This window comes from Methylobacterium sp. WL120 (assembly GCF_008039465.1).
Classification (GTDB): domain Bacteria; phylum Pseudomonadota; class Alphaproteobacteria; order Rhizobiales; family Beijerinckiaceae; genus Methylobacterium; species Methylobacterium cerastii.
Genome location: NZ_VRUT01000156.1, coordinates 1 through 11,097 on the forward strand (window position 1 = coordinate 1; position 11,097 = coordinate 11,097).

Genomic DNA, 11,097 nt, shown 5'->3' on the forward strand with positions numbered 1-11,097 from the left:
CTCTATGCGCCGGCCGGTGCCGCGCCGCCCGATCTCCAGAGACTCGCCCGCCGTCTGTCGCGCCCGGTGCGGCGGCCCGCCTCCGGCCCCGGGCCGGCCGACCGCCTCCATCCCCTCGACGGCCCGGTCGACCGCTCCCTCGACCGCCCTGCGCGGGGCTGACCGCTCCGCGAACCGTCAGTCGATCGCGATGGCGACGAGGGAGAACAGGCCGGCCAGCAGCAGGTTGGCGACGAGCACGAGGGCGATCACGGTCATGGACATCTTGTCAGTTGGGGCCGCCGGTCCGGCGCGCCGCATTCCATAGCCCGGCCGCCCGGCCCCGTCCGCAGGGCCGCCGGCGAGCCGCGAAAAGTCCCGCCGGCGATGCAGGCCGGCCACGTCACCGCGGAGCCGCAGGCAAGGGCCGACGACGCGTCCCGACCCACACGTCTTGCGTGTGCAACGCTTTCCCGCCACCATCGTTAACGAACCGTTCACGAATGGGGTGTGGCATGACGATAGGATCGATCGGCGGGGCCCTCACGGCGGCCACGAGCTTCTTCGGCCTCGGCGGCCGCCTGCGCGCGGATGCGCTCCCGGCCCACCCGCAGGCCGACGACGACGCGTCCGAGCCGAATCCCGACGGCTTCGCCCCCGGCGAGCCCTGCTTCGAAGCCGTCGCCGAGGCCCTGGCCGAGGCGGGATACCTCGACGCCTGAGGATTTTTTCGCGTCGGGCATGCTCGGCGGGCCGCGTCGTGTATCTGCGTGCGCGAACACATGACGCCGGAGCCGCATAACGTTCTTTCTAAGAAACGCGTCGCGCGTCGCGTTTCTCTTCTCTGGCAGGCCATTTCTGTAGAAGGACCCCGTTGCCGTCCGCTCGGTTGAGGCACGCGCCGGAAGAATGATCATGTCTTCCACCGTGTTCCTGGGATGGAAGGACGGCGATCCACCAGTTGACAACGTTCTGTAAAACGAACGAGAACCCGACTTCTTCGTCAGGGACGGTGCCCGATGGGCCGTCGTCCCGCGGTGATGACCGGAGGATCGGCGTGAGCGAGCGGAACGGAACACGGCGCGCGGGACGGATCGGGCGGCGCACGGCGCTGGCGGGATTGTGCCTGGCCGGCGGCCTGTTCGCGGCGGGCGGCGCTCAGGCGCAGACGGCCCTGCTCAACGTCTCCTACGACCCGACGCGCGAACTCTACCGCGACGTCAACGCGGCCTTCGCGGAGGAGTGGAAGGCCAAGACCGGCGAGACGCTGACGGTGCGCGCCTCCCATGGCGGCTCGGGCTCGCAGGCCCGCACGGTGATCGACGGCGTCGACGCCGACGTGGTGACGCTCGGCATCCCCTCCGACATCGACGCGATCGCCAAGCTGACCAAGAAGATTTCCGCGGACTGGCGCACCAAGCAGCCGAACGACGCGCTGCCCTACACCTCGACGGTGGTGTTCCTGGTGCGCAAGGGCAACCCGAAGGGCGTGAAGGACTGGGGAGACCTCGCCAAGCCCGACATCAAGGTCATCACCCCGAACCCCAAGACCTCGGCCGGCGGACGCTGGAACTTCCTCGCCGCCTGGGGCTACGCCTACAACCAGGACAACGACACGGCCAAGGCCGACGCCTTCGTCGGCACCGTCTACAAGAACGTGCCGGTGCTCGACACCGGCGCGCGCGGCTCCACCGTCACCTTCGCGCAGCGGGGCTTGGGCGACGTGCTGCCGACCTGGGAGAACGAGGCCTACCTCGTGCTGCAGGAGTTCGGCGCCGACAAGTTCGACATCGTCGTGCCGCCGACCTCGATCTACGCCGAGCCGCCGGTGGCGCTCGTCGACGCCAACGTCGACCGCAAGGGCACCCGCAAGCAGGCGGAGGCCTACCTCGCCTTCCTCTACACCGACAAGGCGCAGGCGATCTTCGCCAAGCACCATTACCGCCCGTTCAAGCCCCAGGCCGCGGCCGAGGCCGACCTCAAGCAGCTGCCCGAGATCAAGCTGTTCAAGATCGAGGACCTCCAAGGCAACTGGGACGAGATCCAGAAGAAGAACTTCGACACCGGCGGCCTGTTCGACCAGTTGAGCCGCCAGGGGCGGTAAACGCTCCACGCTTTCCCTCCCCCCTCTGTGGGGGAGGGTGGGCCGCGAGCTAAGTCGGGAGAGGGGAGCGCCCTCTCCGGACTACGCGCTCCCCTCTCCCGACCCTCGCTCACGCGAGGGCCACCCTCCCCCGCAGAGGGGGGAGGGACGATCCGTCGAGGCATCATGGTCGCCCCACCCCGCCCGAAGCGGCGTTTCCGACAACCCAGCGTGATCCCCGGCTTCGGGCTCACCTTCGGCTACACGCTGACCTGCCTCGGGCTGGTGGTGCTGCTGCCGCTCGCCGCCCTCGTCGCCAAGGCCTCGGGCCTCGGCCTGTCGGGGATCTGGTACGTCGCCACCGACCCGCGCGTCGCCAGCGCCCTCAAGATCAGCTTCGGCGTGTCGCTGCTCGCCGCGCTTACCGCCTCGGTGTTCGGATTCCTCGTCGCCTGGGTGCTGACCCGCTACCGCTTCCCCGGGCGCAAGCTCGTCGACGCGGTGGTCGACCTGCCCTTCGCCCTGCCGACGGCGGTGGCCGGCATCGCGCTGGCCTCGCTCTACGCCCCGAACGGGCTCGTCGGCGCGCAACTGACGAAACTAGGCATCCAGGCCGCCTACACCCCGGTCGGCATCTTCATCGCCATGGTGTTCATCGGCCTGCCCTTCGCCGTGCGCACCGTCCAGCCGCTGATCGCCGAGATCGACAAGGAGGTCGAGGAGGCCTCCGCGACGCTGGGCGCCACCCGGTGGACGACGCTGACCAAGGTGGTGCTCCCGCCGCTGATCCCGGCGGTGCTCACCGGCTTCGCGCTGGCCTTCGCCCGCGGCGTCGGCGAGTACGGCTCGATCATCTTCATCGCCGGCAACCTGCCTTACGTCTCCGAGATCGCGCCGTTGCTGATCGTCATCAAGCTCTCCGAGTTCGATTACGGGGGCGCCTCGGCGATCGCCACGATCATGCTCGGGATCTCGTTCCTGACCCTGCTGGCGATCAACCTGATCCAGGCCTGGAGCCGGCGGAGGTTCGGTTATGTCTGATCTGAGCCTGACGGCCGCAGCCCCCGTGCAGGAGGATGCCGCCAACGAGGGCCGCCTCGTGCGCGGCCTGCTGATCGGCACCGCGGTGGTGTTCCTGGCGCTGTTCCTGGTGCTGCCGCTGTTCACGGTCTTCGCCCAGGCGTTTGCGCGCGGCGTCGGGGCCTATCTCGAGGCGTTCTCCGAGCCCGACGCCTGGACCGCGATCCGCCTGACGCTGACGGTGGCCGCGATCGCCGTGCCGTTCAACCTCGTCTTCGGGGTCGCCGCCGCCTGGGCGATCGCCAAGTTCGAGTTCACCGGCAAGAGCCTGCTGATCACGCTGATCGACCTGCCGTTCTCGGTCTCGCCGGTGGTCTCGGGCCTGATCTACGTGCTGCTGTTCGGGAGCCAGGGCCTGTTCGGCGGCTGGCTGCAGGCCAACGGCATCCAGATCCTGTTCGCACTGCCCGGCATCGTGCTGGCGACGGTGTTCGTCACCTTCCCGTTCGTGGCACGCGAGCTGATCCCGCTGATGCAGGAGCAGGGCAACGCCGAGGAGGAGGCGGCGCTGACGCTCGGCGCCACCGGCCTCCACACCTTCCGCACGGTGACGCTGCCCAACATCCGCTGGGGCCTGCTCTACAGCGTCCTGCTCTGCAACGCCCGCGCCATGGGCGAGTTCGGCGCGGTCTCGGTGGTGTCCGGGCATATCCGCGGCCTGACCAACACCATCCCGCTCCACGTGGAGATCCTCTACAATGAGTACAATTTCGTCGCCGCCTTCGCCGTCGCCTCGCTCCTTGCCGGACTCGCCCTTGTCACGCTCGCCCTCAAATCCCTCCTCGAATGGCGCTACGGGGCGGAGCTCGGGTCGCGGGCACGGCATTAACGCGAATTCGACCGCGATCCGCGTCGAGGGCCTGTCGAAGACCTTCGACACGGCGGCCGTCCTGCACGACTTCAACCTCGACGTGCGCGCGGGCGAATTGCTCGGCCTGCTCGGCCCCTCGGGCTCCGGCAAGACCACGCTGCTGCGCATCATCGCCGGGCTCGACACGCCTGATCGCGGTCGCATCCTGTTCGGCGGCGACGACGCGACCTTCCTGCCCGTGCAGCAGCGCGCCGTCGGCTTCGTGTTCCAGCACTACGCCCTGTTCAAGCACATGAGCGTGGCCGACAACATCGCCTACGGCCTGAACGCGCGGAAGCGCTCGGAGCGCCCGCCGGCCGCCGAGATCAAGCGCCGCGTCGGCGAGCTGCTCGACCTGATCCGGCTCTCGGGCTTCGCCGACCGCTATCCCTCGCAGCTCTCGGGCGGCCAGCGCCAGCGCATCGCGCTGGCCCGCGCCCTCGCCGTCGAGCCGCGTGTCCTCCTCTTGGACGAGCCGTTCGGCGCCCTCGACGCCCAGGTGCGAAAAGACCTGCGGCGGTGGCTGCGCGAGATCCACGACCGCACCGGCCAGACCACGATCTTCGTCACCCACGACCAAGACGAGGCGCTGGAGCTCTCCGACCGGGTCGCGGTGCTCGACCGCGGCCGCCTCGAGCAGGTCGGCACCCCCGACGAAGTGCAGGAGAACCCGGCCTCGGCCACCGTGCTGCGTTTCCTCGGCGATGCGATCGAGGTCGAGGCGATCACGGAGGGCGGCCAGGTCCGCGTCGACGGCCGGCCCACCCCGGTCGTCGCGCCGGCCGGCCTGATCGGCCCCGTCAAACTCTTCGTGCGGCCCTGGCAGCTGCAACTGGTGGAGCCCGCCACCGCGCATCTCACCGGCACCGTCCGCTCGTCCTACCGCAGCCAAGGCCGGCAGCGCATCGAGGTCGCCCGCCCCGACGGCGGCCTGCTGATCGTCGAGGATTCCGACGGCGAGCGCTACGCCACCGGCCGCGAGGTCGGCCTGCGGATCAACGGGGGATACGTGTTCGGGTGAGGCGCTTCCGGGCTTGGTCGGCCGGTGATATGTTCGACGAATACCGAATTTGTCGAACGCCAGGGTGACGCGATACCGAAGGCCGCAGCGAACACGGACACAAACGGCCCGATCCCAGGGGGAGCCGTTTCGAGGCGGTGATGGAGGCCGCCGAACGTTCCGGGCTGCTGGCCGACAAGAGCGCGCGCATCAGCAACCGGATCAGCCCGGCCCCGCTCGACCAGGCGAAGCGGCGCACGGGCATCGCGGCGGATACCGACCTCATCGCCTTCGCGCTGGCCAGCGTCGCGCTGGACGACGACTTCGCGACCGTGTTCGAGGCGGTGGGCGGTACGGTGGACCCGGACCTGAAGCTCGGGTTCTGAGGCGGCGGATTTCGATTTCGCGGCGGCCGTCCGCTGGGCGCGCTTCGCGCCGCGCGCCACCCGCGCGCCACCCTCGCGCGTCGGCGCGACGCGGATCTGCCGTTTCTCGATGCGGCTCAGGTGGCCGGGTCTGCCCTGTTGCTCGACACCTGCGTCTCCATCGATCGCCTCCAGGGGCGTGCGCCGGCCGCCGTCGTCCGTGCGATCACGACGCGGCCCGTCAACCACGCGACCGTGGCCATCCAGGAACTGATGCACACGGTCGGCGTCCTGAACCCGGACGACCCGCGGACAGTGGCGGCGGTCTCGGCGATCGGGCGGCAGATCGATGCGATGCGCCCGCATCGGGTCTTCGCTCCGGACGCGGACGTGCTCGGCCGCGCGGCGCTGCTGTCCGGCATCCTCTGCCGGCTACAGGGCTATGCTGCCGACGGCCGCCTGCGCGCGCTGCAGGATTGCGTGCTGTTCCTGCTGGCGCAGAAGCTCGGGCTCACCGTTCTGACCCGCAACATCGCCGACTTCGACGGCCTGCTGCACCTGATCTCGGCCGGCCGCGTGCTGCTCTACCGGACGGCCTAAGGCGGCATCTGGGCTCGCGGCCGGGAGGCTCCCCGGCCTACGCTGCCGTCCCGTCCCGGCGCCGCAGCACCGAGTGCTTGCGGCCGTAGACGTAGTAGATCACGAAGCCGATCGCCATCCACACGACGAGCCGGATCCAGGTGTCGAGCGGCAGGCCCGCCATCAGGAACAGGCAGGACAGGATGCCGAGCAGGGGGACCATCGGCACGTAGGGCACGCGGAACGGGCGGGGCCGCTTCTTGTCCGAGCGCCGCAGGTAGATCACCGAGCCGCAGACCAGGATGAAGGCGGCGAGCGTCCCGATGCTCACCATCTCGCCGAGGATGCCGATCGGCACCAGGGCGGCCACCACCGCCACCACCGAGCCGATCAGGAGCTGGCTGCGATAGGGCGTCTGGTAGGTCGGGTGCACGTGGGCGAACAGGCGCGGCAGCAGGCCGTCGTTGGCCATGGTGTAGAAGATCCGGCTCTGGCCGTAGAGCAGCACCAGGATCACGGTGGTCAGGCCGGTGAGCGCCCCGAGCTTGATCAGCGCCGAGAACCACGCGATCCCGATCACGTCGACGCCCTTGGCGATCGGATCGGGGACGTTGAGATCCTTGTAGGGCACCACGCCGGTGAGCACGGCGGCGACCAGCACGTAGAGCACCGTGCAGATCGCGAGCGAGCCGAGGATGCCGATCGGCATGTCGCGCTGGGGCGACTTCGCCTCCTGCGCGGCGGTGGAGACCGCATCGAACCCGATGAAGGCGAAGAACACCACGCCCGCCCCGCGCAGGACGCCGCTCCAGCCGAAATGGCCGAAATTGCCGTCGTTGTCGGGGATGAACGGGGTCCAGTTCGCCTGCTTGATGTAGCCGTAGCCGAGCACGATGAAGGCGATCACCACGGTCAGCTTCACCGCCACCATGATGTTGTTCAGCCGGGCCGATTCCTTGGTGCCGCGCACCAGCAGCAGCGTCAGCAGCGCGACGATCAGCACCGCCGGCAGGTTCGCGAACGCCGTGGCGTCGGAGCCGTCGGCGAGCTTCACCGCGGTGCCGGGCGCGGCGGTGAAGCGGGCCGGGATCACCAGCCCGACATCCTTGAGCAGGCTGACGACGTAGCCCGACCAGCCGACCGCCACGGTGGCGGCGCCCATGGCGTATTCGAGGATCAGGTCCCAGCCGATGATCCAGGCGAAGAGTTCGCCCAAGGTCGCATAGGTGTAGGTGTAGCTCGATCCCGCCACCGGGATCAGCGCCGCCATCTCGGCGTAGCACAGCCCGACGAAGGCGCAGGCGATGCCGCCGGCCACGAACGACAGCATGATCCCCGGCCCGGCATATTGCGCGGCCGCGGTGCCGGTGAGCACGAAGATGCCCGCGCCGATGACGGCGCCGATGCCCATCGCGATGATCGAGAACAGGCCGAGCGATTTCGAGAGCTGATGCCCGTCGCCCTCACCCCCCGCGATGATGTCCTCGACGGTCTTGCGCGCCGTCAGGCCGGAGGGTTGGTCCTTGGACGCCATGATCTCTCCGATCAACAAAGCGAGATTCAGCACCATGTCGGCCGGTCGAGGACGACGCCAGCCGCCGCGGCGGGCGATCCCCCGGTTTCGGGCCGTCCTCGGCCGAGCGTGGTTCGAACGGAACCGCAAAAATCGCGCCGCGGCGATGGCGCTTGGGTTCGAGATCGGATCGGAAGGATGGGTTCGGACAGATTGGCGCCTGATCGGGGTGGGACGGGGGCGCCTGTCCCTACGTGGCCGCATGCTCGACATCCTCGACGTAGGCAAAACCAGGGACTGCCGGCACAAGGAGTGCGATAGAAGGCCAGCCGCGGTGCCACGGGGTGCAGATCGAGGCCGTAACAGGACGTCTTGATGTTCCTCAGCGTATTCGACGTGTTCAAGCTCGGCCTGGGGCCGTCCTCGTCCCACACGATGGGGCCGATGACGGCGGCGGCCGACTTCCTCGACCTTCTGCGGGCCAGTCCGGCGAAAGGCGCGGCTGCCGCAGTGCGCGTGACCCTGTACGGGTCGCTCGCCTTCACGGGGAAGGGCCATGCCACCGACCGCGCGGTGTCGCTCGGCCTGCTCGGCTACCGGCCCGCCGACATCGAGATGGCCGAGGCCGAGCGCCGGCTCGAGGACCTGCGCGTCGACAAGTGCCTCGTCCTGCCGGGGCTTCCGGTTCTCGCCTTCAATCCCGAAAGCGCGGTCGCGTTCGATTTCGGGCCTCCGCTGCCCGGCCACGCGAACGGGCTCGTCGTCACCGCCTGCGACGGGAAGGGCTCGCCGATCCTGTCCGAGACCTACTATTCGATCGGCGGCGGCTTCATCCTCACCGCCGCGCAACGCGACGTCGTCCTGCCGCCATCTTCCGACGCCGCGGACCCGCGGCTCTGGCCCTACCCGTTCGAATCGGCGGCCGCGATGCTGCGCATGGCGCGGGACAGCGGCCTGTCCATCGCCGCCATGAAGCGCGCGAACGAGGCCGTCAGCCATTCGGAAGCCGAGATCGACGCGGGGCTCGCGCGCATCTGGACTACGATGGACGGTTGTATCGAGCGCGGGCTGTCGCGGGACGGCGAGTTGCCCGGGGGTCTTCGCGTCAGGCGCCGGGCCAAGCGCATCCGGGACCAGCTGCTTGCCGAACAGGGCTCGAACCGGGAGCAGCCGCACAGCGTCACGGAATGGTTGGGCGTCTACGCCATGGCGGTCAACGAGGAGAACGCGGCCGGCGGCAAGGTGGTGACGGCGCCGACGAACGGGGCCGCAGGCGTCGTCCCCGCCGTGATCCGGTACTACCTGGACCGGTGCGTCGGCGCCGACCCGGCCCGCGTTCAGGACTTCCTTCTGACGGCCGCCGCCATCGGCGGATTGATCAAGCACAACGCCTCGATCTCGGGCGCGGAGGCCGGCTGCCAGGGGGAGGTCGGCTCCGCCAGCGCGATGGCGGCGGCCGGCCTGTGCGCCGTGCTCGGCGGCACGCCCGAGCAGGTCGAGAACGCGGCCGAGATCGCGCTGGAGCACCATCTCGGGATGACCTGCGACCCGGTCGCGGGCCTGGTGCAGGTGCCCTGCATCGAGCGGAACGGGATCGGCGCCACGAAGGCCGTCGCGGCCGCCTCGCTCGCCCTGCGCGGCGACGGCTCGCATTTCATGCCCCTCGACAACTGCATCGCGGCCATGCGGCAGACCGGCGAGGAGATGAGCACCAAATACAAGGAGACGAGCCTCGGCGGCTTGGCCGTGAACCTTCCCGAATGCTGACGACCCCGCGTCCGCCCTGGCGACGTGAGCGCCGACGAGGCGACCGGCGCCGCGGCCGCCTTCCGGCCGGCCGCCGTCCGGGCTATCGCAAGGCGGCGCCGCGCGGGGCGCGGGCGACACGGAGGCAGCGACATGGGCATGGCGACGAACCCGGATCACGCCACCCGCCCCGACGTGCTGGCGGCGATCGGCAACACGCCGCTGATCCGGCTGCGCCGGGCGTCGGAGGAGACCGGCTGCACAATCCTCGGCAAGGCCGAGTTCCTGAATCCCGGCCTCTCGGTGAAGGACCGGGCGGCGCGCGCGATCGTCGAAGACGCGGAGGCGCGCGGGCTGATCCGGCCGGGCGGCACCATCGTCGAAGGCACGGCGGGCAACACCGGAATCGGGTTGGCGCTGGTCGCGTCGGTGCGCGGCTACCGCACGGTGATCGTCATCCCCGTCACGCAATCGGAGGAGAAAAAGCAGACGCTGCGGCTGGCCGGCGCCCGGCTCGTCGAAGTGCCGGCGGTGCCGTTCTCCAACCCAGACAACTACGTCCACGTCGCCCGGCGCCTCGCCGAGCGGATCGCGGCGGAAGACCCCGCCGGGGCGTTCTTCGCCGACCAGTTCGACAACGTCGCCAACCGCGGCGCGCACGAGGCGCATACCGGCCCCGAGATCTGGGACCAGACCGGCGGCACCGTCGACGGCTTCGTGTGCGCGGCCGGCACCGGCGGCACGCTCGCGGGAACCGCAGCCGCCCTGCGGGCGAAAAACCCCAAGGTCGCAATCGCGCTGGCCGACCCCGAGGGCTCGGCGCTCTACGCGCACTATACCAGCGGGACCCTGAAGGCCGAGGGCTCCTCGATCACCGAAGGCATCGGCCAGGGCAGGATCACAAAGAACCTCGAGGGCTTCACCCCCGACCACGCCTTCCGCATCACCGATACCGAGGCGCTCGACATCGTGTTCGGGCTGATGCGCGCGGAAGGGCTGTCGCTCGGCGGCTCGTCCGGCATCAACGTCGCCGGGGCGATCCGGCTGGCGCGGGCGCTCGGGCCGGGCCACACCATCGCGACGATCCTGTGCGACGGGGCGGCGCGCTACGCCTCGAAGCTGTTCAACCCGGCCTTCCTACGCGAGCGCAACCTGCCGAGCCCGGACTGGCTCGACCGGCCCGCCGACCCGCTGCCGGACTGGCACGCCTGAGCCGGCAAAACCGTCCGTCAGTTTGCGTGCGAATTATTTGAACGGAACGGATTGTCGCGGCGTTTGCACGGTCAAGCTCACGACCCGTGCGCTCCCGCGGAGACTTCCTTCATGTCGCTCGTCACCATTCTGCTCATCATCCTGATCATTCTCGCCTTCGGTGGTGGCGGCTTCCTCGGCGGCGGCGCCTACCGCGGCCCGGGCTTCGGCCTCGGCGGCATCCTGCTCATCGTCCTGATCGTTCTGCTCGTCACCGGCCGTCTCTGACGCCGGCGCGGGCGCGAAGCCCGTCCGACCGAGGTGGATGCCGGCTCGCGTGAAGGACGGGCGACCACACGACGACAAAGGGGCCTGTCGCGTGATCCGAGGATCGCGCGGCAGGCCCTATCTCGTACAGCCGAGCCCGATCACGGCGCCTCCGACTGCCGAGGCGGCAGCGCCGACGCTGCCGCCGGTGACCGCCGACGGTTTCGTGGCGATGCCGCCCTCGGCCAGGAATGCGGCGATCACGTCCTCCGGGATCACAGGAAAGCTCGCCGGCGGCACCACGCCCGCCACCAGCCGCGGCGCGGCGGGATAGCGGGCGACGAGTCCCGCGAGGCCGCCCGCGCGGTCGAGGACCGGTGCCCCCGCCGACCCGGGCTGAAGCGGTGCCGTCACCCGCGCCTCGCCCGACATCGCCCCCGGGGC

Annotated in this window: 12 protein-coding genes and 1 pseudogene; 10 read left to right on the forward strand and 3 right to left on the reverse strand. The window is 70.0% G+C overall.

The window, feature by feature from the left end:
- Positions 1-177: 177 nt before the first annotated feature.
- Entirely contained in the window at positions 178-300 is a 123-nt protein-coding gene (locus tag FV229_RS28490; RefSeq protein ID WP_281406742.1) for a hypothetical protein, read from the reverse strand.
- Between the two features lie 194 nt (positions 301-494).
- Here FV229_RS28490 and FV229_RS21915 point away from each other — a divergent pair, with 194 nt between their 5' ends.
- From FV229_RS21915 to FV229_RS21950, 7 genes are all read left to right on the forward strand, one after another.
- The gene (locus tag FV229_RS21915; RefSeq protein WP_147753990.1) at positions 495-701 is read left to right on the forward strand and encodes a hypothetical protein; all 207 of its coding nucleotides are present in this window, start codon (positions 495-497) and stop codon (positions 699-701) included.
- A gap of 389 nt (positions 702-1,090) precedes the next feature.
- Positions 1,091-2,083, forward strand: a complete 993-nt coding sequence (locus FV229_RS21920) for a sulfate ABC transporter substrate-binding protein (RefSeq protein WP_246685419.1) — start codon at positions 1,091-1,093, stop codon at positions 2,081-2,083.
- A 165-nt stretch (positions 2,084-2,248) separates the two neighbouring features.
- Positions 2,249-3,103 (forward strand): sulfate ABC transporter permease subunit CysT, encoded by an 855-nt coding sequence (cysT, locus tag FV229_RS21930; protein ID WP_147753991.1) that lies wholly within the window; start codon positions 2,249-2,251, stop codon positions 3,101-3,103.
- Complete coding sequence (cysW, locus tag FV229_RS21935) at positions 3,096-3,971, forward strand: sulfate ABC transporter permease subunit CysW (RefSeq protein WP_147753992.1); 876 nt, start codon at positions 3,096-3,098, stop codon at positions 3,969-3,971. Before cysT ends, cysW begins: the two co-directional genes overlap by 8 nt.
- 16 nt (positions 3,972-3,987) lie before the next feature.
- Positions 3,988-5,013, forward strand: coding sequence for a sulfate/molybdate ABC transporter ATP-binding protein (locus FV229_RS21940; RefSeq protein WP_306422429.1), 1,026 nt, complete (start codon positions 3,988-3,990; stop codon positions 5,011-5,013).
- Positions 5,014-5,153: 140 nt separating this feature from the next.
- Positions 5,154-5,378 carry a hypothetical protein gene (locus FV229_RS21945; protein ID WP_147753993.1) on the forward strand — a complete coding sequence of 75 codons (225 nt, stop codon included), beginning with the start codon at positions 5,154-5,156 and terminating at the stop codon, positions 5,376-5,378.
- Between the two features lie 120 nt (positions 5,379-5,498).
- The gene (locus tag FV229_RS21950; protein ID WP_246685418.1) at positions 5,499-5,957 is read left to right on the forward strand and encodes a DNA-binding protein; all 459 of its coding nucleotides are present in this window, start codon (positions 5,499-5,501) and stop codon (positions 5,955-5,957) included.
- A gap of 37 nt (positions 5,958-5,994) precedes the next feature.
- On the opposite strand, the gene FV229_RS21955 is transcribed toward FV229_RS21950, so the two are convergent.
- Positions 5,995-7,470: an amino acid permease gene (locus FV229_RS21955; protein WP_147753994.1), complete on the reverse strand. Its 1,476-nt coding sequence runs from the start codon at positions 7,468-7,470 to the stop codon at positions 5,995-5,997.
- 354 nt (positions 7,471-7,824) lie between these two features.
- On the opposite strand from FV229_RS21955, the gene FV229_RS21960 reads away from it, so the two are divergent.
- From FV229_RS21960 to FV229_RS21970, 3 genes are all read left to right on the forward strand, one after another.
- Positions 7,825-9,216 (forward strand): L-serine ammonia-lyase, encoded by a 1,392-nt coding sequence (locus FV229_RS21960; RefSeq protein ID WP_147753995.1) that lies wholly within the window; start codon positions 7,825-7,827, stop codon positions 9,214-9,216.
- A 138-nt stretch (positions 9,217-9,354) separates the two neighbouring features.
- A complete protein-coding gene (locus FV229_RS21965) occupies positions 9,355-10,407 on the forward strand; it encodes a cysteine synthase A (RefSeq protein ID WP_147753999.1) in 1,053 nt (350 codons plus the stop codon).
- A gap of 111 nt (positions 10,408-10,518) precedes the next feature.
- Positions 10,519-10,674, forward strand: coding sequence for a hypothetical protein (locus FV229_RS21970; protein ID WP_007563230.1), 156 nt, complete (start codon positions 10,519-10,521; stop codon positions 10,672-10,674).
- 117 nt (positions 10,675-10,791) lie between these two features.
- Here the strand turns inward: FV229_RS21970 and FV229_RS21975 are convergent.
- A pseudogene (locus FV229_RS21975) lies at positions 10,792-11,097 on the reverse strand (serine protease); the annotation flags it as partial.